Source organism: Nonomuraea diastatica (genome assembly GCF_004349015.1).
GTDB lineage: Bacteria > Actinomycetota > Actinomycetes > Streptosporangiales > Streptosporangiaceae > Nonomuraea > Nonomuraea diastatica.
This window is the reverse complement of record NZ_SMKP01000056.1, coordinates 16,697-37,063: the sequence shown is the minus strand read 5'-3', so window position 1 is coordinate 37,063 and position 20,367 is coordinate 16,697. Positions and strand designations below refer to the sequence as shown.

General features: G+C 68.0%; 16 protein-coding genes and 1 riboswitch. Of the genes, 2 read left to right on the top strand and 14 right to left on the bottom strand.

The annotated features are described in order from the left end of the window. Nucleotides 1-110: 110 nt before the first annotated feature. The 5 genes from E1294_RS20680 to E1294_RS20660 form a co-directional block, all read right to left on the bottom strand. On the bottom strand, nucleotides 111-2,612 hold the full coding sequence (locus E1294_RS20680; protein WP_132510495.1) for an ATP-dependent Clp protease ATP-binding subunit: 2,502 nt from the start codon (nucleotides 2,610-2,612) through the stop codon (nucleotides 111-113). Between the two features lie 1,188 nt (nucleotides 2,613-3,800). Beyond that, complete coding sequence (locus E1294_RS20675; RefSeq protein ID WP_132332025.1) at nucleotides 3,801-4,133, bottom strand: histone-like nucleoid-structuring protein Lsr2; 333 nt, start codon at nucleotides 4,131-4,133, stop codon at nucleotides 3,801-3,803. 515 nt (nucleotides 4,134-4,648) lie between these two features. Next, on the bottom strand, nucleotides 4,649-5,137 hold the full coding sequence (locus E1294_RS20670; RefSeq protein ID WP_132510493.1) for an RDD family protein: 489 nt from the start codon (nucleotides 5,135-5,137) through the stop codon (nucleotides 4,649-4,651). A gap of 109 nt (nucleotides 5,138-5,246) precedes the next feature. Continuing rightward, nucleotides 5,247-6,761 carry an RDD family protein gene (locus E1294_RS20665; RefSeq protein ID WP_132510491.1) on the bottom strand — a complete coding sequence of 505 codons (1,515 nt, stop codon included), beginning with the start codon at nucleotides 6,759-6,761 and terminating at the stop codon, nucleotides 5,247-5,249. A gap of 85 nt (nucleotides 6,762-6,846) precedes the next feature. Beyond that, a complete protein-coding gene (locus E1294_RS20660) occupies nucleotides 6,847-7,416 on the bottom strand; it encodes an amino-acid N-acetyltransferase (protein ID WP_181958529.1) in 570 nt (189 codons plus the stop codon). Nucleotides 7,417-7,684: 268 nt separating this feature from the next. Next, nucleotides 7,685-7,826, top strand: a riboswitch (cyclic di-AMP (ydaO/yuaA leader). Between the two features lie 6 nt (nucleotides 7,827-7,832). Between E1294_RS20660 and E1294_RS57255 the strand changes: the two genes are divergently transcribed. Then, the gene (locus tag E1294_RS57255; protein ID WP_132510529.1) at nucleotides 7,833-8,876 is read left to right on the top strand and encodes a C40 family peptidase; all 1,044 of its coding nucleotides are present in this window, start codon (nucleotides 7,833-7,835) and stop codon (nucleotides 8,874-8,876) included. A 35-nt stretch (nucleotides 8,877-8,911) separates the two neighbouring features. Here the strand turns inward: E1294_RS57255 and E1294_RS20650 are convergent, their stop codons facing one another. The 7 genes from E1294_RS20650 to E1294_RS20620 all read right to left on the bottom strand — a co-directional run bounded on the left by E1294_RS20650 (nucleotide 8,912) and on the right by E1294_RS20620 (nucleotide 17,156). After that, nucleotides 8,912-9,124, bottom strand: a complete 213-nt coding sequence (locus E1294_RS20650; RefSeq protein WP_132510489.1) for a LuxR C-terminal-related transcriptional regulator — start codon at nucleotides 9,122-9,124, stop codon at nucleotides 8,912-8,914. Between the two features lie 595 nt (nucleotides 9,125-9,719). Further along, nucleotides 9,720-11,201 carry a bifunctional lysylphosphatidylglycerol synthetase/lysine--tRNA ligase LysX gene (gene lysX, locus E1294_RS20645; RefSeq protein ID WP_132510487.1) on the bottom strand — a complete coding sequence of 494 codons (1,482 nt, stop codon included), beginning with the start codon at nucleotides 11,199-11,201 and terminating at the stop codon, nucleotides 9,720-9,722. Nucleotides 11,202-11,250: 49 nt separating this feature from the next. Next, nucleotides 11,251-12,033, bottom strand: a complete 783-nt coding sequence (locus E1294_RS20640; protein ID WP_132510485.1) for a type III pantothenate kinase — start codon at nucleotides 12,031-12,033, stop codon at nucleotides 11,251-11,253. Nucleotides 12,034-12,036: 3 nt separating this feature from the next. Beyond that, nucleotides 12,037-14,580: an L-aspartate oxidase gene (locus tag E1294_RS20635; RefSeq protein WP_132510483.1), complete on the bottom strand. Its 2,544-nt coding sequence runs from the start codon at nucleotides 14,578-14,580 to the stop codon at nucleotides 12,037-12,039. 83 nt (nucleotides 14,581-14,663) lie between these two features. Further along, on the bottom strand, nucleotides 14,664-15,500 hold the full coding sequence (gene panC / locus E1294_RS20630; RefSeq protein WP_132510481.1) for a pantoate--beta-alanine ligase: 837 nt from the start codon (nucleotides 15,498-15,500) through the stop codon (nucleotides 14,664-14,666). 136 nt (nucleotides 15,501-15,636) lie between these two features. After that, nucleotides 15,637-16,527, bottom strand: a complete 891-nt coding sequence (locus E1294_RS20625) for a Rossmann-like and DUF2520 domain-containing protein (protein WP_132510479.1) — start codon at nucleotides 16,525-16,527, stop codon at nucleotides 15,637-15,639. A gap of 401 nt (nucleotides 16,528-16,928) precedes the next feature. Continuing rightward, nucleotides 16,929-17,156 (bottom strand): chaplin family protein, encoded by a 228-nt coding sequence (locus E1294_RS20620; RefSeq protein WP_132510477.1) that lies wholly within the window; start codon nucleotides 17,154-17,156, stop codon nucleotides 16,929-16,931. A gap of 179 nt (nucleotides 17,157-17,335) precedes the next feature. Here E1294_RS20620 and E1294_RS20615 point away from each other — a divergent pair, with 179 nt between their 5' ends. After that, nucleotides 17,336-18,298: an SAM-dependent methyltransferase gene (locus tag E1294_RS20615; RefSeq protein WP_132510475.1), complete on the top strand. Its 963-nt coding sequence runs from the start codon at nucleotides 17,336-17,338 to the stop codon at nucleotides 18,296-18,298. Here E1294_RS20615 and E1294_RS20610 read toward each other — a convergent pair. Both E1294_RS20610 and E1294_RS20605 read right to left on the bottom strand, forming a co-directional pair. After that, the gene (locus tag E1294_RS20610) at nucleotides 18,282-19,475 is read right to left on the bottom strand and encodes a cytochrome P450 (RefSeq protein ID WP_132510473.1); all 1,194 of its coding nucleotides are present in this window, start codon (nucleotides 19,473-19,475) and stop codon (nucleotides 18,282-18,284) included. The two genes, E1294_RS20615 and E1294_RS20610, sit on opposite strands and share 17 nt — an antisense overlap. Further along, complete coding sequence (locus tag E1294_RS20605; protein ID WP_132510471.1) at nucleotides 19,475-20,260, bottom strand: TerC family protein; 786 nt, start codon at nucleotides 20,258-20,260, stop codon at nucleotides 19,475-19,477. Before E1294_RS20605 ends, E1294_RS20610 begins: the two co-directional genes overlap by 1 nt. Nucleotides 20,261-20,367 lie beyond the last annotated feature (107 nt).

Sequence of the window (20,367 nt, the reverse complement as noted above, 5' to 3'; positions counted from 1 at the left end):
GCGCCACCCCGGCAAGCCCTTAGACGGCGCCTCAGCGCCGACGACGGGCGCCCACGCGAAAGCCCCCGCGTGGAGCGTCATCCACGCGGGGGCTTTCGGAGAACCGGACGTCAGCGCTGGATCGGCGCTGCGATCGCGGCAGCCGAGTCGGGCACCTTCGATGCGGACTCGCCCTTGAAGACGAACGTGGCGTCGTCGCCCTCGCCTTCGGTGGTCACCTTGACGACCTGCCCCGGACGGAGCTCGCCGTAAAGGATCTTCTCCGACAGGGAGTCTTCCAGCTCGCGCTGGATCGTACGCCGTAGCGGACGGGCGCCCATGACCGGGTCGTAGCCGCGGTCGGCCAGCAGCTGCTTGGCCTCGGGCGAGACGTCGAGCCCCATGTCGCGGTCCTTCAGCCTGGCGTCGACCTGGTTGAGCATCAGATCGACGATCTTGATGATCTCGTTGGGCGTCAGCTGGTGGAAGACCACGATGTCGTCGACGCGGTTGAGGAACTCGGGCCGGAAGTGCTGCTTGAGCTCTTCCTGGACCTTGGACTTCATCCGGTCGTAGTTGGAGTCGGCGTCGTTGGACTTCGCGAACCCGACCCCGATGCCCTTGGAGATGTCACGGGTGCCGAGGTTGGTGGTCATGATGATGACCGTGTTCTTGAAGTCGACCACGCGGCCCTGGGCGTCGGTCAGGCGACCGTCTTCCAGGATCTGCAGCAGCGAGTTGAAGATGTCGGGGTGGGCCTTTTCGATCTCGTCGAACAGGACCACGGAGAACGGCTTGCGCCGCACCTTCTCGGTGAGCTGGCCGCCCTCTTCGTAGCCGACGTAGCCGGGAGGCGAGCCGAAGAGCCTGGAGACGGTGTGCTTCTCCATGAACTCGGACATGTCCAGGCTGATCAGAGCGTCTTCGTCGCCGAAGAGGAACTCCGCCAGAGCCTTGGACAGCTCGGTCTTACCGACGCCCGAGGGGCCGGCGAAGATGAACGAGCCGCCGGGACGCCGCGGGTCCTTCAGGCCGGCACGGGTGCGCCGGATGGAGCGCGACAGGCCCTTGATGGCGTCGTCCTGGCCGATGATCCGCTTGTGGAGCTCGTCCTCCATGCGGAGCAGGCGCTGGGACTCCTCCTCGGTCAGCTTGAAGACCGGGATGCCGGTGGCGGTCGCCAGGACCTCGGCGATGAGCTCCTGGGTGACCTCGGCCACGACATCCATGTCGCCGGCCTTCCACTCCTTCTCCCGCCGCTCGCGCTTGAGCTGGAGCTGCTTCTCCTGGTCGCGGAGGGCAGCGGCCTTCTCGAAGTCCTGCGCGTCGATCGCGGACTCCTTGTCGCGGCGGACGTTGGCGATCTTCTCGTCGTATTCGCGAAGGTCCGGCGGCGCGGTCATCCTGCGGATGCGCATCCTGGAGCCGGCCTCGTCGATGAGGTCGATCGCCTTGTCGGGAAGGTAGCGGTCGCTGATGTAGCGGTCGGCCAGCTGCGCGGCGGCCACCAGCGCGTCGTCGGTGATGGACACGCGGTGGTGCGCCTCGTAGCGGTCGCGCAGACCCTTGAGGATCTCGATCGTGTGGCTGAGCGAGGGCTCGGCCACCTGGATCGGCTGGAACCGGCGCTCCAGCGCTGCGTCCTTCTCGAGGTATTTGCGGTATTCGTCGAGCGTCGTCGCGCCGATCGTCTGCAGCTCGCCGCGGGCCAGCATGGGCTTGAGAATGCTGGCGGCGTCGATCGCGCCCTCGGCGGCGCCCGCACCCACGAGCGTGTGCAGCTCGTCGATGAACAGGATGATGTCGCCGCGGGTGCGGATCTCCTTGAGCACCTTCTTCAGGCGCTCTTCGAAGTCACCGCGGTAGCGGGAGCCGGCGACCAGGGCACCGAGGTCAAGCGTGTAGAGCTGCTTGTCCTTCAGCGTCTCGGGCACCTCGCCCCTGACGATCTTCTGCGACAGGCCTTCGACGACGGCGGTCTTGCCGACGCCGGGCTCGCCGATGAGAACGGGGTTGTTCTTGGTCCTCCTGGAGAGGACCTGCATGACCCGCTCGATCTCCTTCTCGCGGCCGATGACCGGATCCAGCTTGCCCTCGCGGGCCGCCTGGGTCAGGTTGCGGCCGAACTGGTCGAGCACCAGGGAGGTCGACGGGGCCGACTCCTGCGGGCCACCCGCGGCGGCCGGCTCCTTGCCCTGGTAGCCGTGGAGCAACTGGATGACCTGCTGCCTGACACGGTTGAGATCGGCTCCAAGCTTGACCAGCACCTGGGCGGCCACACCCTCACCCTCACGGATGAGTCCGAGCAGGATGTGCTCGGTGCCGATGTAGTTGTGACCCAGTTGCAAAGCCTCACGGAGCGACAGCTCGAGGACCTTCTTGGCCCGCGGGGTGAACGGAATGTGCCCCGACGGAGCCGACTGGCCCTGGCCGATGATCTCCTCGACCTGCTGGCGCACACCCTCAAGGCTGATGCCGAGGCTCTCCAGAGCCTTGGCGGCTACGCCCTCACCTTCGTGGATCAAACCAAGAAGAATGTGCTCAGTGCCGATGTAGTTGTGGTTGAGCATCCTGGCCTCTTCTTGGGCCAGGACGACAACACGCCTCGCTCGGTCGGTGAACCTCTCGAACATCTCGTCGCTCCTCACAGAGCGGTCAGTCAGGCCGGTAAATCCGGTCCCGTCATCCCGCATGCTAGCCCTGGCTCGGCGAACCGTGCCCACTGCCGCTGACACGCTCTATAGCAGACACGTTCCCCGGGAGCAGGGCGTTCACCCTCCATCCAACTACCGTTCGGGGGTGACGTGTTCCCGATACGCCGCAAGCGAACGATGTTTAGGACGCTTCACGGAAGCGGCTCGAATTTGCCGCCGCACCGTATCCGGATCACCACGATCGGCCATCGAACGTCAGGGGCGAAGCCGACCGGGGCGCCACTTCACCTGCGCATCTCAGATGCCGCGTACGTATCTGTTACGCAATCATCCTATGTCCCGACGCAATGCTTGGCCAACCGCCCGTGCTACGCCCTGAGCACAACGGCCACGCGCCGCACTCCGCACACACAGTAATGCGTCATCCGGTCAGCTGGGTTACCGATCTCATCTCGCATCATGAGACACTGCACCGCGGCACTCGCGCCATTCGCGCTCATCCCCGCCGTCGCGGGCCGGCGGCATTCCGCGCGCCCACCACACTTCGTGATGGCCCGGCATTGTGCGCACATGCTCGCGGAAGCGGATTTGTGAGGCGTGCTCATGCTCGCGGGTTATGCCCCGGGCATGAGCACGCCGCGCATCTCCAGGAAGCGGCTTATGGTCAGGGGCCACGCAACGTGTACGGCGGCGTTTTGCGCGGATGTCCACACCTCCGTGCCATACGGGGTTTCCGGCGCCGGCCACGAGTCGAGATCGCGGTTAAGGCTACAGCGCGTGAAGATCGCCGCCGGCCTTTAGGTGCCCGGATTTCCGTCGTGGCGCGTTCCATGAGCGCGACGCTTGTCCGTGACGGTAGGCGAATGACGCGGCCCGCGGGCAATCCGGGCGCCTCGCGTCGAGAAGCGTACGTTGAATGGGGTATGGCCACGCGGCGCATTCGGACACGCCGGGCGTGGCGCCATCACATATGGAGCGTCTCATCGTGGAAACGGCGCCGAGAGCCGGACCGAACACGCGACCAAAACGCCCGCATATGGACGGGTCAGTCGATCATCATCCGGGCCGTCCCGCCATTCAGAACGGCCCGGACACGATCATGCGCTTATGGCGGTCGCCGGGGTCCTAGGCGAACGGCATAAGCGCATGGTCGAGCAGCGGGCTCTCCTAGTGAGCCTGCTCGTACTTCTCGACGACGGTGGAGGCGATGCGGCCTCGCTCGCTGACGGGCAGGCCGTGGGCCTTGGCCCACTGCCGGATCTCCGAGCTCTTCTCGCGGCTCATCGCGCGGTTGCCGCCGCGGCCACGCCGACGCGTGGTGACGGCACCGGCCCTGCGCGCGTGCTGCACGAAAGGCGTGAGCGCGTCCCTCAGCTTCTTCGCGTTAAGGTCGCTGAGGTCAATCTCATAGGAGGAGCCGTCAATAGCGAAGCTGACCGTCTCATTGGCCTCGCCCCCATCGAGGTCATCGATGAGAATCTCCTGGATCTGCTTGGCCATCTACGCAATCCTTTCGCGGAGCATTGTTTCATTCGCCAGCCCAAACATATACCCGGAAAGGCGTGGAGACAATTCAGCGCTACGGGGATTCGGCTGACTAGCCGATCAGTTCTGGCCCTCGGCCTGATCCTCACGGTTTCGCCGGTCGCCAAGGGCCTCCGACCGGACCAACTTCACGACGCCAAAGATGAAGGCGCCGCCCACCACCACCGGGGGGATGAGCGCTGACAATACGTCTGTAAGGGCTTCCATTCGTCCTCGCCTCCACGGCTGACGGGGTTTCGGGGCGCATTAAGCGCGCGGAGCGCCTCCAGGAGGAGCGCTGCGGCCCCTCATGGTGCGCAAGGCGACAACCGCCCGCACCCGACCATAGCGGCACACAGATGCCCTATGTGTCGCAGGGACACCAACATCCAGCAACCCGGACGCCCCATAGCCTAATGCCAGTCTCTCCAGGCTCCTTACCGGATCATGCGAAAATTTTGCGAAAAGACATCCGTGCAGGTGCGGATGCCTCAGCGAAGATCTTTAACCACGCGGGTTCCGGCTAGCCTGTCATGCGGCCCACGCTCCAGCGGCTTGTCGATCAGGATGAGCATACCGACGCCGAACAGCAGCATTCCCGCCACCAGATTGGCCACCGGAATGCCCATGAGCACGACAGGGCCCGGATAGACCAGGGAGCGTTTGAGCAGAGCACGGGCCGGAACACCCCGCGGCTCCAGGCGGATCCGCATGATCGCCTTGCCGAACGTACGCCCGTGCCGCCAATGCGCCCACCAGTCGTAGCCCGTATAACCCAGCCCGGCGGCCGCCCACGCGAACACCCCGGGCAGCCGGCCGTCGAACACGTCCATCATGCCGACAGTCCGGAAGACAGCCCATAGCGCAATGAACAGAATGTAATAAACGATGCCGAAGACGAGCGCTTCAATGAGCCGGGCAGCCAGTCGTTCCCACCATTCCGCGGGCACTGCGTCCGCCCACGGCGACGTCCCGGCCATAACCCTCACCTCGCGTCATCGACGGCTCAGAGCCCTACATTCCGCACCTACCCTCACATACAAAACAGAGGCCGACGGGAAGCCGGCCCCTGTTTCGTGGTTCTGCCGATTACTTGATCTTGACCACCACGGTGTTCGCGAACTTGTCCGCGAACGTCTGCTGCAGCGGCTTGTCCCAGAGCATCGAAGCGCCGTTCAGGCCGCAGATGAGGCCCGCCAGCATCGTGCCGAACGGCAGGAAGTAGAGGATGTAGGCGCCCCAAGTCACGCCGGCCCGCTTGATGGCGGCGTCACCAGGCAGGCCGCCAGGGGGCATCATCTGACCCACCGGCACGACCTTGATCCCCATGATCATCTTGCCGATCGTCTGACCCTTCATCTTGTGCATGAGGAAGTCGTAACCGACGTAGACGGCGGTGAGGACGATGGCCAGCACGATGTTGAGCGCGAACGAGCCGAACATCCCCGAGGTGGCGCCGCTGGTCGAGTCGTAGCTGACCAGGAACAGCGTCGTGAACAGGAGGGACACCACGAACATCACGACGCCGAACAGGACACCGTCGACGAGGCGCGCCACCAGACGCTGCCACCACTCCGCCAGCGGGGCGGGAGCCCCCGGCGGCTGCACGCCGACCGGGCCGTAACCCGGCTGGCCGTAGGGAGCCTGGCCGTAACCGGCCTGCTGTGGCTGCCCGTAGGCCTGGCCGTACTGCTGGTCGCCGTACTGCTGGCCGTAGCCGGGCTGGGCGTAACCGGGCTGGGACTGCTGTGGCTGTCCGTAGCCCTGCTGGCCGTACTGCTGCTGCTGCCCGTAGCCGGGCTGGGACTGCGGCTGCTGACCATATTGCTGGTCATACTGCTGACCCGACTGCGACTGCTGGCCATATTGCTGCTGGTCGTACTGCTGGCCCGACTGCGGCTGCTGGCCATATTGCTGCTGGTCGTACTGCTGGCCCGACTGCGACTGCTGGCCATATTGCTGCTGGTCGTACTGCTGGCCCGACTGGGGTTGCTGACCATAGCCCTGCTGTTGCTGACCATATTGCTGGTCATACTGCTGACCGGACTGCGGCTGCTGGCCATATTGCTGCTGGTCGTATTGCTGGCCCGACTGGGGTTGCTGACCATAGCCCTGCTGCTGACCGTACTGCTGGTCGTACTGTTGCTGCTGGCCGTAGCCCTGCTGCTGGCCGTAACCGGGCTGGGACTGCGGTTGCTGGCCATAGCCCTGCTGCTGCTGACCATATTGCTGGTCATACTGCTGGCCGGACTGTTGCTGCTGCCCGTAGCCCTGCTGCTGACCGTATTGCTGCTGGCCGTAGTCGGGCTGGGACTGGGGCTGCTGACCGTACTGGGGTTGCTGGCCGTAGCCCTGCTGCTGACCGTACTGGGGTTGCTGGCCATAGCCCTGCTGCTGACCGTACTGGGGTTGCTGGCCATAGCCCTGCTGCTGCTGACCATAGGGGGGCTGTTGCCCGTAGGCGTCGTCCGCCCGGTAGCCGACCACAGTGACGTCGGGGTCGGGCTCGCCGGGGTGGCGGCCCGGAGCCTGCTGGCCGGAGTGGGGAGGCGCAGCGTTCTCGCCGGATTCGTCCTGTGGGTACGGCGGCTGTCCGGTGCTCACCGTGTCACCTCGCTTCGAGTGCGCGCGTGGCACGTGTCAGGACACATGCCTGTGCTGCCCAACGTATCGACATAGGTATCAACAATCACCTTTCCATGTGGTCAAGGTCCGCGTCACCCGATGTCAGATGGAGCAGCATGCGGGTGTTGCCCAGGGTGTTCGGCTTGACGTGTTCCAGGTCGAGGAACTCCGCTACACCCTCGTCATACGAGGCCAGCAGCTCGGCGTAGACCTCGGGCGAGACGGGCGTGCCCTGGATGCGGCGAAAACCATGCCTCGCGAAGAAGTCGACCTCAAAAGTAAGACAGAATACACGCTGCAGACCAAGATCTTTGGCCTGCTGGATCAGCGCTGAGACGATCCGGTGGCCGACTCTCATGCCGCGGCATTCGGGATCGACCGCCACCGTGCGGACCTCTGCGAGGTCCTCCCAGAGCACGTGGAGCGCGCCACAGCCGACGACCTGCCCGCCGCGCTCGGCCACCCAGAACTCCTGTACGTCTTCGTACAGCGTCACCGTGGCCTTTTTCAGGAGCCGCGGGCCCGCGCCCGCATAGGCGTCGACCAGGCGCCTGACCCCCCGCACGTCAGGCGTGCGCGCACGCCGGACCACCACCGCGGTCTCGGGCACAGTCAGTTCGGCCACCTGCTCCATGGCTCTCCAGAGTACAGATGTCATTACGGCTCGGACCTAACTCACATGTCTCCGCCCATCCTGTTACATCTCGTGGCCGGGCGAGCACGACGTCGCGCCGGGCGACCGTTCGGGAGGAAGCACCACATTCAGTCACTCCTGCGCGACTGGCACCGAGATCACCTTGTGACCCTTCAGTTGTGAAACCTCTACAGAGTTGGCAGTTCTGGTTGAGCAGGAACCCGGAGTGCATTAGTGTCCAGCGACAATGTTCCCCGCGTGTCGCGCGCGGGGAGGCACGCTCAATTCCCTCAGGGAAGCCGGGGACCCGCCGGTGGCGACCGCCATCACGGGGTGAATCCGAGTTTTTCGGTAGGGCTGCTCCGGCCCGAACCCGTCAGCTAACCCGGTAGGCGTCGATGAGAGGAGCCTGGTTGGTGAAGCGCACGTTCAACCGTGGGAGGAAGTCGGCGGGCAAGCACGCCCGCCCTCCGGAACGCGCCCTGTTGCGCCAGCGAATCGGTGTGGCAAGTCTCACAATCACCGCGCTGCTGCTCTCGGTTCCCACCGGCCCGGCGTACGCCGACCCCAAGCCCTCGCTCAAAGACCTCGCCTCGCGGGTCGAGAAGATGCACACCGAGATCGAGACGCTGACCGAGCAGTACAACGGGCAGCGGGAGAAGCTGAAGACGGCCAAGAAGGCCGCCGAGGCCGCACAGAAGACCCTGGCGGCCAGCGAGACGGACCTGGCGGCCAAGCGCGCCAAGGCCGTCCTGCTCGCCCAGAACGCCTACATCACGGGCGGGCTGAGCCGGGCGCTGGCGTTCACCTCCTCCGACGACCCCTCCGACTTCCTCGACCGCGCCGCGACCACGTTCGCGATCGAGCAGCGGCATGGCGAGGAGCTCGACCAGCTCACCAAGGCCAGGAAGGCCGCCGAGCGCGCCAGGGCGGGCGCCAAGTCGCGCATCAGCGAGGTCGAGAAGATCGTCAAGGACCTCGACGCCAAGCGCGGCAAGATCAGCAAGCTGGTCGCCAAGGTCGAGAGCAACCTGTTCAGGCGGGCGCTGGGCGAGGCCGGTCGGCCCGGCACCCGCGCCACACGCGTCAACCTGCCGATCGCCGGCAGCGGCAAGGCCGCGCAGGCGGCACGATGGGCGCTCACGCAGCAGCTCAAGCCGTACGTCTGGGGGGCCGAAGGCCCCGGCTCCTACGACTGCTCCGGCCTGGTGATGGCGGCCTACCAGCAGGTGGGCATCTCGCTGCCGCACTACACGGGCAACCAGTGGACGGCCGGGCGGCACATCTCACGCGACGAGATGCGTCCAGGCGACCTGGTGTTCTTCTACAGCGACCTGCACCACGTGGGCATCTATCTGGGCGGCGGCATGATGGTGCACGCCCCTCGGACGGGTGATGTGGTGCGGATCGCGTCGATCGAACGGCGGCCGTTCGCGGGCGCGGTGCGCATCGCCGACTGAACTGAACCCGGTGAGGGGCCCCATGATCGGTGCCGCTAGATCAGCTGGCGGCGTGCCGCCCATGCCACGGCCTCGATCGCGGTGGCGACGCCGATGCGGTCGCAGATGCCGCGCAGCCTCCGGCGTACGGTGCGGCTGCTGATGTCCAGTCGCCTGCCTACCCGATCGACCGTGACTCCTCTGGCGAGTTCCGCCAGTAACGCCAAATCCGCATGGCTCAGCTCAACGCCTTCAGTGAGCACATCCATCGGGAGCCCTCCCCCCAACAGCAGGCCTGGACCCTCTTAGCCAGGCCACAGCCGCTCCTCGCAGACGGTAAACGCATTATGGAAAGGTCGTCAAGCACGACAGTCGCCGCACTTGACCAGCAGTATTGACATGATCCGCCGTATGTGACCGAGTCACGTGTGCCAGCGAACTTCGCCGCGCGACGTACGGTCCGCACGCCCTTTCGGCCATGCCCGATCCGGCGCCGATCGGGGCGTCCGGCGTCCCGGGTTTTGATCCCTCCGGCGCACGATTTACTGCATGATCCATACGTACAGCGGCACGCGCAGCCGCTCTTCACCACGGGCGGCGGCCCGCGAGTCACCTTATTTCCGGACCTGGGCGAGCGGCACCGTCATGGTGGACACAACACTGCCGAACGTCCCCCAGGAAACTCCGGACACTCGCGCGCCCCTCGCCCGCGGTCTTGACCCGAAGCTGACAAGCCCGGCCCTGATCCCGGAACAGGACGGCCGATCGTCCGTCACCGTTTCACGGCACAGGCACGAGCCCGCCAGGCTCACCCGCTCGCGCGGGCTCCCGCCGCAACCGGTGCGGCGGGATGCCACGTGGCCCTCAGTGGGTGGGCTTGACCAGGGGGAACAGGATGGTCTCGCGGATGTTCCTGCCGGTGAAAGCCATGATCATCCGGTCGATGCCGGCGCCCATGCCACCCGTCGGCGGCATCGCGTATTCGAGCGCCTGCAGGAAGTCCTCGTCGAGCTGCATGGCCTCCGGGTCGCCGCCCGCGGCCAGCAGGGACTGCTCGACCAGGCGGCGGCGCTGCTCGATGGGGTCGTTGAGCTCGGAGTAGCCCGTGCCCAGCTCGGTGCCGAACCCGATGAGGTCCCACTTCTCCGTCACCAGCGGGTCGTCGCGGTGTTGCCGGGCCAGCGGCGAGGTCTCCAGCGGAAAGTCCATGACGAACGTGGGCTGGATGATCGTGTGCTCGACGATCGCCTCGAAGAGCTCCTGCACGAGCTTGCCCGCGCCCCACTTCGGGTCCCAGGGGATCTCGCGCCGGTCGGCGACCTTACGCAGCTCTTCGAGCGAGGTCGAGGTCGTGATTTGCTCGCCGACGGCCTCGGACACCGCGCCGTAGAGGGTGACGCGCGGCCACTCGGAGATGCCCAGGTCGACCTCGACACCGTCGTGCACGACCACCGAGGTGTCCAGGGCGGCCACGACGGCCTTCTGGTACATCCGCTGCGTCAGATCGGCGATGCCGTTGTAGTCGAGGTAGGTGCCGTAGGCCTCGACCATGGTGAACTCGGGGTTGTGCGTCGAGTCGGCGCCCTCGTTGCGGAAGTTGCGGTTGATCTCGAAGACCTTCTCGATGCCGCCGACCACGAGCCGCTTGAGATAGAGCTCGATCGCGATGCGGAGATAGAGCTCCATGTCGTAGGCGTTGATGTGGGTCTTGAACGGCCGGGCCGTGGCGCCGCCGTGGATCGGCTGCAACATCGGCGTCTCGACCTCGAGATAGCCCTCCTCGTGCCAGAAGTCGCGCACCGCGCGCACCGTGGCGCTGCGGACCCTGGCCATCTTCCTCGACTCGTCGTTGACGATCAGGTCGACGTAGCGCTGGCGGACCCGCGCCTCCGGGTCGGTGAGGCCGACGTGCTTCTCCGGCAGCGGGCGCAGGCACTTGCTGGTGATCTGCCAGCTGCCGGCCAGGACGGACAGCTCGCCCCTGCGCGAGGTGATCACCTCGCCGGTCACGCCCACGTGGTCGCCCAGGTCGACGTCGTGCTTCCAGCGGGCCAGCGACTCCTCGCCCACCTTGTCGAGCGAGATCATGACCTGCAGGTCGGCGCCCCCGTCGCGGAGCGTGGCGAAGCAGAGCTTGCCGCCCACGCGGTTGAGCATGACGCGCCCCGCGACCGAGACCGTGTCACCGGTGGCGATGTCGGGCTCCAGGCCCTGGTATTTCTCCCTGACCTCGGCGTTGGTGGCCGTGCGTGGGAAATTCACCGGGTAAGGGTCGACGCCCTCGTTGCGAAGGCGGTCGAGCTTCTCCCTCCGGATGCGCATCTGCTCGGGTAGTTCGTCGCTCACAACAACAAAGGGTAGGGGATCCGGCGAACCGCAGTGACTCGTCCAGGTCTCACGCCACGTTGCGGTGGTAGATCAGCCGCAACCCGATGAGGGTCAGCCACGGCTCGTGCACGTCGATCGAGCGCGACTCGCCCACGACCAGCCCCGCGTGCCCGCCAGTGGCCACAACCGTCACCTCGTCGGGGTCGTCGGCCAGCTCCGCGGCGATGCGCTCGACGATGCCGTCGACCTGGCCGGCGAAACCGTAGATGATGCCCGCCTGCAGGGCCTCGACCGTGTTCTTCGCGATCACCGAGCGGGGACGCACCAGCTCGACCTTGTGCAGTTGCGCCCCGGCGGCGGCCAGCGCGTCGACCGAGATCTCGATGCCGGGCGCGGTGACCGCGCCGACGTATTCGCCCTTGGACGACACCGCGTCGAACGAGGTCGCGGTGCCGAAGTCGACGATGACGCACGGGCCGCCGTACTGGTCGATGGCCGCCAGCGCGTTGACGATGCGGTCGCTGCCGACCTCCTTGGGGTTGTCCATGCGTACGGGGACGCCGGTGCGGATGCCCGGTTCCACGATCACCGCGGTCACGTCGCCGTAGTAGCGGCGGCACATCTCGCGCATCTCGTTGAGCACGCTCGGCACGGTGGAGCAGATGGCGATGCCGTCGATGTCGGCCCCTTTGAGCAGCGGCGACTGCGTCAGCAGACCCTGCAGCACGACTGCGATCTCGTCGGCGGTGCGGCGGGCGTCGGTGGCCAGCCGCCAGTGCTCGATGACGTCCTCGCCCTCGAACAGCCCCAGCACCGTGTGCGTGTTGCCGACGTCGATCGTGAGCAGCATCAATTACCCCCGCAGATCCAGTGCGATGTCCAGGGCCGGCGCCGAGTGCGTAAGCGCTCCCACCGCAAGGTAGTCCACGCCAGTGTCGGCCACATCACGAGCCGATTCCAAGGTCAATCCCCCGCTGGCTTCAAGGGCAACCCTGTTTCCCACCCGCTTTTTCACGATTTGTACGGCACGCGCGGTGTCCTCGATCGTGAAGTTGTCCAGCAGGATCTCCTCGGCGCCCTCGTCGAGCACGGCCTCCAGCTGGTCCAGCCGGTCGACCTCCACCTCGATCGGCAGGTCGGGATAGCGCTCTCGCACCGCCCTGAACGCCTCGGCCACGCCCCCCGCCGCCACCACGTGGTTGTCCTTGATCAGGGCAGCGTCCGACAACGACATCCGGTGGTTCACGCCGCCGCCGCAGCGCACGGCGTACTTCTCCAGCGCCCGCAGCCCCGGCAGCGTCTTGCGGCTGTCGCGCACGCGCGCCTTGGTGCCGCTGATCTCCTCGACCCACCTGCCGGTCAGCGTGGCCACCCCGGACAGGTGCGTGAGCAGGTTGAGCGCTGTGCGCTCGGCCGTCAGCAGCGCCCTGACCGGCCCTTCGACGGTCATCAGCACATCGCCCGCCCTGACCCGCTCGCCGTCCTTCGTCCTGCGCTCCGAACGGGCCGCCCCCAGCCGCACGAAGACCGCCTCGGCCACGGCCAGCCCGGCGACGATGCCGTCCTTGCGGGCCACCACGTCGGCGACCGCGTACCGGCCGGCCGGGATGGTGGCCAGGCTCGTCACGTCGCCATCCTCCCGCAGGTCCTCGTCCAGCGCCCGGTCGATCAGCGCGTCCACGCCGGCCGGATCGAGCCCGGCCGCGGCCAGCTCCCGCGCCACGGCCTCCTGGTCTTCGAGCCGCCGTGAACTCGCGTCCCCATGAGGTGTGTACGTCATGCGCGGGCCCTCCTCCGTCAGGGTCACGTCCAGGTGACCCAGCCATTCGTTGTCGTCGCGGGTGTCGTGGTCCTCGCGCCAGTGTGAGCCGCGGGTCTCGAGCCTGGCCGTCGCCGCGCCGGTGAGCACGGTGGCGACGGTGAGCAGGTTGGTGGCCTCCCAGGACTCGGTGCACGCGGGCACCGCGACGGGTGTCCAGCGGGCGTCCCGCAGCGCCTTCGCCGTGACGAGCAGCGACTCGCGGCTGCGCAGGACGCTCGCCCCCATGCTCATGTGGCCCTGGATCCTGGGGCGGGTCCGCGGGTCCACCAGCCCGGGCGCCGCCTCTCCGTCCACCGGGTCGCCCGGCTCGTGGCGTACGCGGTGGATGTCCTCGGCGATGCGCTCGGCGAAGACGAGACCTTCGAGCAGGGAGTTGGAGGCGAGCCGGTTCGCGCCGTGCACGCCCGTGCAGGCCACCTCGCCGCACGCGTACAGGCCCCCGATGGAGGTGCGCCCGCGCAGGTCCGTACGGACGCCGCCGCTGGCGTAGTGGGCGGCGGGAGCGACGGGGACCAGCTCGGCGGCCGGGTCGATGCCGTGCTCGCGGCAGACGGCGTAGATCGTGGGGAAGCGGGTCGCCCACGTGTCGCGGCCGAAGTGACGGCCGTCGAGGTAGACGTGTTCGTGCCCGGTCTCGCGCATCCTCCGCATGATCGCCTTGGCCACGACGTCGCGCGGCGCCAGGTCGGCCAGCTCGTGCTCGCCCCGCATGAACCGTTCCCCCTCGTGGTCGACCAGGAACGCGCCCTCGCCCCTGACCGCCTCGGAGATCAGCGGCTGCTGCCCGGTCGATGCGGGGCCGAGCCACAGGACGGTCGGGTGGAACTGCACGAACTCGAGGTCGCGCACCACGGCCCCGGCCCGCAGCGCCAGCGCCACCCCGTCGCCGGTGGATACGGCGGGGTTGGTCGTGGCGGCGTAGACCTGGCCCATGCCGCCGGTGGCCAGCACCACGGCCCTGGCACGCACCGCGCCCACCCCGTCGCGCGCGCCCTCGCCCATGACGTGCAGCGTCACGCCCCTGGCCCGGCCCTCGGCGTCCTTGAGCAGGTCGAGCACCAGGGCGTGCTCGATCACCTCGATCGACCCCGCGCGGACCGCCTCGACGAGCGCCCGCTGGACCTCCGCACCCGTGGCGTCGCCACCCGCGTGCACGATCCGGCGCCGGCGGTGGCCGCCCTCCCTGGTGAGCTGGAGCCCGCCGTCGGCGGTCAGGTCGAACCGCGCGCCCCGGGCCATGAGCCGCCGCAACGCGCCCGGCCCCTCCGTCACCAGCGTGCGCACGGCCGCCACGTCGCACAACCCCACTCCGGCGAGCAACGTGTCGCTCAGGTGCTCGCCGGGAGTGTCCCGAGGGTCGAGCACGGCCGCGATGCCGCCCTGGGCCCACCGGGTCGAGCCGGCCGACAACACGTCCTTGGTCACGACCAGGACCTTGGCCGCCGGTTCCAGCTCGGCGTAGCGCAGGGCCGCGGTCAGGCCCGCGATGCCCGAGCCCACGACGACCACGTCGGCCTCGACGGTCCAGCCTGGCGCGGGGGCGGTCAGACGCAGGGGAATCGCCGGTGCACTCATGGGGGTCTCCTCACTGAGGCGATCTCGTCAACATGACGATAATCCCTCGCTCCCGATGAGCTCGCCCCGGGGTGCCCGGAGGCTCAGGCGCGGGTCAACGTCACGCTGACGTTGTCGATCAGGCGCGTCGTCCCGACTTTGGCGGCCACCGCGAGCACGGCCATGCCCTCGTACGTGTCGTCCACCTCGGCGAAGGTGGCCGGATCCGCGAGGACCAGATAGTCGACGTCGAGTCCGGGCCCCGCCGTGTCGAGCACCTCGCGCGCCGCCACGCGGATCCTGGACGGCGTGAGCTCGGCCGCGCCCGCCCGCAGCGCTCGTGAGAGCGCCAGCGCCACCCGCCGGTCATCGTCGGACAGGAATCGGTTGCGGCTGGACAGGGCCAGGCCGTCGGGCTCGCGCACGGTGGGCACGTCGAGGATCTCGATCGGCAGGTCGAGATCGGCGACCATGCGGCGGATGAGGGCGAGCTGCTGGGCGTCCTTCTGCCCGAACACCGCCCGGTCGGGCTGGACCACGTTGAACAGCTTGAGCACCACGGTGAGCACCCCGTCGAAGTGACCGGGCCGGGCCGCGCCCTCGACGATCGTGCCCATCTGGCCCGCGGAGACGCTCACCTGGCGGTCGGGCGCGTACATGTCCTCGACGGCCGGGTGGAAGACGACGTCGACACCCTCGGTACGGCACGCGTCGAGATCCGCCTCGAATGTGCGGGGATAACGCGAAAAATCCTCATTAGGGGAAAATTGCAGAGGATTGACGAAGATGCTGACCACAACGTGGTCGGCGCGAGCACGGGCCTGCCTGATCAGCGCCTTGTGCCCCTCGTGCAGTGCGCCCATGGTCGGCACCAGGGCCACCTCGCCACCACCACGCGCCTTGACCAGGTCTTCCCGGTTTCTGGCGACGATCAGCTCCATGACGGCCCTTTCGTGCTATTGGCCTCCACTCGGTGGAGGCGGACTCGGTCACCCTTGATGCCGCCGCCTTCCCCCGCTCAGGTCGCTACGCTCCCGCCACTCCTCCAGGCGACGGCAGCTCCCTCGTGGGGAGGCGTTACGTCCATATATTGCCCCCCAGCGCGTCCAGGAGCCGCTCCGCCTCCTCGGGTTTGAGCAGCCCAGCGGCGAGCGCCCGGTCGGCCGTGAGCCTGGCCAGCGCGATGTAGGCGTCGGCCGCCTCGGGAGCGGCCAGGATCAGCGCGTCGACGTGCTTGCGTACGGTGCCGGCGTCGCCGCGCACCACAGGGCCGGTGAGCCCGGCGATGCCGAGCCGCAGCACATTGTCGAGCGCGGCGCCGAGCAGCGGCCCCAGCATCCGGCCCGGATGGTCGACGCCGATGCGTACGAGCAGGTCGGACGACTCGGCGATGAGCGTGACCATGTGGTTGGCCGCTCCCGCCAGCGCCGCGTGGTAGAGCGGGCGATCGGCGTCGGCGATCCAGACCGGCTCGCCACCCATCTCGATCACCAGGGCCTCGGCGATGGGACGCAGCACGTCGGGCGCGGTGACGCCGTAGGAGATGCCGGTGAGCTTGTTGAGGTCTTCGTCGCGGCCGGTGAACGTCATCACCGGATGCAGCGCGAGCGGCAGCGCGCCGGCCTCGGCCGCCGGGTCGAGCACCGACAGCCCGTACGCCCCGCTGGTGTGCACCAGCAGCTTGCCGGGCAGGTCGGCCCCCGTGGACGCCAGCCCGTTGACCAGGTCGGGCAGCGCGTCGTCCGGCACGGTGAGCAGGATCAGCTGGGCCGCCGCCACGACCTCGTCGGGCCGGACCGGCGTGACGCCGAGCCGGTCGGCGGCCCATCGTTGCGAATTGTCGGACACCCCGCTGGCGGACACCACCCGGTGACCCGCCTGCGCCAGCGCGGCCCCGAGGGCAGAGCCGACCTTGCCCGCGCCCAGCACGCCGACGGTCAGCCGTGCCGGGCGATCACCTGCGTCCATGACCTCACCCCTGTCGACTGCGAACGAGAAATCCGCTGCGCGCACTGCCGCTCACGGGTCTCGACCAGGGACGGCACCAGGGCGGCAGCTCGCTGATGCGGGCTTCTTCTTCGTGATGGCGTTGCCGACCAGGGTAACGGCCTATCAGAGCCGAGCATGTGACCGTGCCTTTGCCGCGCGTTGAGTTAACGACAAAAGCGACAAGGGCATACAAAAAGCGCACCCCCTGTCGGAAGAGATGAGGAGAGGGATTCATCGCATGGCAGCGGGCGCCGAGTCCGTCCTCTGGACCCGACGCCCGCGAAAAGGTGAACCCCTTGGAGGTGCACCGGGCCGGCCGACCGCCGACTGACCAGCCCGGACGACCCGGGCCGGCCTGCGCCGGCCCGGGCTCGCCTCGCTCAGTGGTGGCTGGGCACGTGGGCGAAGGCACCGCCCTTGCAGCCGGCGAGGGCGCCGCCGATGACGGCCACCGCGTTGCCGCAGACGTTGACCGGGATGGCGATGGGCAGGTGCAGCTGGTTGCCCGAGGCGATGCCGCCTGCGCCGCTGGTGATGTCGGCGTGCGCGGGGGCGGCGAGGGACAACATCGCGACGGCTCCGGCGACGACCATGGCCTTCTTCAGCATGAGGGCTCCTCTCGGTTGCGCGGCCGCCTGGGCCGCAGGGATGTGCTCGACAGGGGAAAGCGATCGCGACGGAAAGTGATCCCCCGATGACAACAGGTCAACGTTACTCCAAGAAAGGGACTCTCAGTAGTCTTTCGATAACGCACTGTGCCTGGCCGAAGTCGTGAGATAGTCCAGACATGTGGCTCACCTGGCGCGCCGCGACAGAGCGTGCGCTTTACGGCGAGGAGGGCTTCTACCTCCGCGAACGCCCTTCAGGCCACTTCCGCACCTCGGTCAGCGCCTCGGCCGCGTTCGCCGACGCGGTGCTGACGCTGCTCGCCGAGGTGGACGCCGAGCTCGGCTCCCCCGGCGTGCTCGATCTGGTCGACATCGGCGCGGGCGAAGGCCTGCTGGTCACCCAGGTCCTGGCCGCCGCCGAGCCCGGACTGCGCGATCGGCTGCGCGTCACCGCCGTCGACCTCTGCCCCCGCCCCGAGGGCGTGCCCGAGCGGATCCGCTGGCGCCCGGACCTGCCCGCCGCCGTCACCGGTCTGGCCATCGCCAACGAATGGCTCGACAACGTCCCGCTCGACGTGGTGGAGCAGACCCCCCAGGGCTCACGGCTGATCATGGTCGACGTCCACACCGGCGAGGAGCGGCTCGGCGGCCCGCCCCAGCAGGCCGACCGCGAATGGCTCGAGCGATGGTGGCCGTTGTGCCGCGTGGGGACGCGCGCGGAGATCGGCCGGCCCCGTGACGAAGCCTGGGCCTCGGTTCTGGCACGCCTCGTCAAAGGGAGAGCGATCGCCATCGATTATGCACATCCTGTGGATAACCGTCCGCCGTGCGGCACCCTGACCGGATACCGCGACGGCGCCGTCGTGACCCCCGTCCCCGACGGCACCTGCGACATCACGGCGCATGTCGCGCTCGACGCGTGCGCGGAGGCCGGCCGCAGGGCCGGTGCGATATCCACAACCTTGTCCACACAGCGTGACGCCCTCAAGGCCCTCGGCCTCACCGGCGCCAGGCCGCCCGCCGACCTGGCCCACGTCGATCCGCACGGCTACCTGCGTGCCCTGGCCAGAGCCTCCGAGGAGGGCGAGCTGATCGACCCGTCGGGCCTCGGCGGCTTCGGCTGGCTCAGCCAGTCGCGGTGAGCTCCAGGGACCGCAGGCCGCGGATGACGTAGCCGGGCTTCCACTCCGGCTCCCGCCGCAGCTCCAGCGTGACCGCGCGGTCCAGGAGAGCGCCGAACGACTCCATGAGCTCGATCCTGGCCAGCGGCGCCCCCAGGCAGAAGTGGATCCCGGCGCCGAAGGAGATGTGCGGGTTGTCGGCCCGGCCGACATCGAGCCTGTCAGGGTCGTCGAACACCGCCTGGTCCCGATTGGCCGACCCGAACAGCAGCGCCACCTCCGCGCCACGCGGGATCTCCACGCCGTGCACCTCGATGTCCTCCAGCACCCAGCGCTCGAACATCTGCAGCGGCGTGTCCCAGCGCATCAGCTCCTCCACGGCCGTGGGCAGCAGCGAGCGGTCCTCGCGCAGCCGTACGAGCTCGGCGGGGTTCCTGAACAGCGACCACCAGCCGTTGCCCGTCACGTTCACGGTGGCCTCGTGACCGGCGTTGAGCAGCAGGACGCACGTGCCGACCAGCTCGTCCTCGGTCAGCTCGGGGATCTGGCTGAGCGCGCTGATCAGGTCGTCGCCGGGGCGCGGCCGGCGCTCGGCGGCCAGGGCCTTGAGGTAGCCGGCGAACTCCCCCGCCGCGCGGACCGCGGTGTGCTGGGCGTCGGGGGCGGGGTTGAGCTCGTACATGCCGCAGATGTCGGCCGACCACGGGCGCAGCAGGTGGCGGTCCTGGTCGGGGATGCCGAGCATCTCGGCGATCACGGTGACCGGCAGCGGCTCGGCGACCTCGGCGATCAGGTCGCCGCCGCCCTTGGCCACGTACGTGTCCACCAGGTCCTGGGCGATGGCGCGGACCCGTGGGCGCAGCGACTCGACCATGCGCGGCGTGAACGCCTTGGAGACCAGCCGGCGCAGCCTCGTGTGCACCGGCGGCTCCACGTCGAGCATGCCGGCCCTGATCACCCGCCAGAACGGCTCCTGGAACTCCGGCTCCGGCGGCCTGCCGAACTGCTCGTGCGTGGCCACGTGCAGGTAGGACCGGCCCAGGCGGCGGTCTCTGAGCAGCGCGTTGACGTCCGCGTGACGCGAGATCAGCCACTGGTGCGCCGGTTCGAAGTAGCTGATCGGAGCCTCGCGCCGCAGCTCTTCGTAGACGCGGTACGGGTAAGCCACGAAATCCGGATTCCAGGGATCAAAGCGCATCATTTCATCTTAGGAGCGGGATCCGCTGTCGCGGGAGTGGCCTCTTCCGTCTCCTCCTCCATCGCCTGCTGTCCGGCGTGCCTGCCGCGCATGCGGATGTTCAGCAGCTCCACGATCACCGAGAACGCCATCGCGAAGTAGATGTAGCCCTTGGGGATGTGCTGGTCGAGGCCCTCGGCGACGAGCACCACGCCGATCAGCACGAGGAACGCCAGCGCCAGCATCTTGATGCTCGGATGCCGGTCGACGAACCTGCTGATCGGCCCGGAGGCGAACAACATCACCAGCACCGCCACCACGACCGCCGCGACCATCACGCCGAGCTCGTCGACCATGCCGACGGCCGTGATCACCGAGTCGAGCGAGAAGACGATGTCGAGCACCATGATCTGCAGGATCACGGACGTGAAGGAGGCCGCCGCGGCCTTCTTGCCGTCCTTGCCGTGCGGCGCGTCCATGCTGTGGCCGATCTCCGTGACGCTCTTGGCCAGCAGGAACAGGCCGCCGAGCAGCAAGATCAGATCGCGTCCCGAGATGTCGTGGCCGAAGACCGAGAACAGCGGATCGGTGAGCCGCACCACCCACGACAGCCCGAGCAGCAGGAGCAGGCGGGTGATCAGCGCCACGCCCAGGCCGAGCACACGGGCCCGGTCACGCTGCTCCGGGGGCAGCTTCCCCGCCAGGATGGAGATGAAAATGATGTTGTCGATCCCCAGCACGATCTCCAGGGCGACAAGGGTGAAAAAGCCGATCCAGATTTGCGGGTCGGCCACCCAATCAAGCATTTACGCACCTCCAGGGCATGTGACGGCGGGTCTCCCGGTAGCAACGACTCAGATGCCCCATAAGTTCACCCGCTTGCGATCCATGCCCGGGTACGGGTTATAGTCCT

Excerpts from the sequence above, each read along its gene's own strand:
- E1294_RS20615 (WP_132510475.1), top strand. The coding sequence starts at position 17,336 with ATGTGGCTCACCTGGCGCGCCGCGACAGAGCGTGCGCTTTACGGCGAG.
- E1294_RS20640 (WP_132510485.1), bottom strand. The coding sequence starts at position 12,033 with ATGCTGCTCACGATCGACGTCGGCAACACGCACACGGTGCTGGGGCTG.
- E1294_RS20680 (WP_132510495.1), bottom strand. The coding sequence starts at position 2,612 with ATGTTCGAGAGGTTCACCGACCGAGCGAGGCGTGTTGTCGTCCTGGCC.
- E1294_RS20605 (WP_132510471.1), bottom strand. The coding sequence starts at position 20,260 with ATGCTTGATTGGGTGGCCGACCCGCAAATCTGGATCGGCTTTTTCACC.
- E1294_RS20675 (WP_132332025.1), bottom strand. The coding sequence starts at position 4,133 with ATGGCCAAGCAGATCCAGGAGATTCTCATCGATGACCTCGATGGGGGC.
- E1294_RS20635 (WP_132510483.1), bottom strand. The coding sequence starts at position 14,580 with ATGAGTGCACCGGCGATTCCCCTGCGTCTGACCGCCCCCGCGCCAGGC.
- E1294_RS20670 (WP_132510493.1), bottom strand. The coding sequence starts at position 5,137 with ATGGCCGGGACGTCGCCGTGGGCGGACGCAGTGCCCGCGGAATGGTGG.
- E1294_RS20620 (WP_132510477.1), bottom strand. The coding sequence starts at position 17,156 with ATGCTGAAGAAGGCCATGGTCGTCGCCGGAGCCGTCGCGATGTTGTCC.
- E1294_RS20610 (WP_132510473.1), bottom strand. The coding sequence starts at position 19,475 with ATGCGCTTTGATCCCTGGAATCCGGATTTCGTGGCTTACCCGTACCGC.
- E1294_RS20650 (WP_132510489.1), bottom strand. The coding sequence starts at position 9,124 with ATGGATGTGCTCACTGAAGGCGTTGAGCTGAGCCATGCGGATTTGGCG.
- E1294_RS20660 (WP_181958529.1), bottom strand. The coding sequence starts at position 7,416 with ATGGAGCAGGTGGCCGAACTGACTGTGCCCGAGACCGCGGTGGTGGTC.
- E1294_RS20625 (WP_132510479.1), bottom strand. The coding sequence starts at position 16,527 with ATGGACGCAGGTGATCGCCCGGCACGGCTGACCGTCGGCGTGCTGGGC.
- panC (WP_132510481.1), bottom strand. The coding sequence starts at position 15,500 with ATGGAGCTGATCGTCGCCAGAAACCGGGAAGACCTGGTCAAGGCGCGT.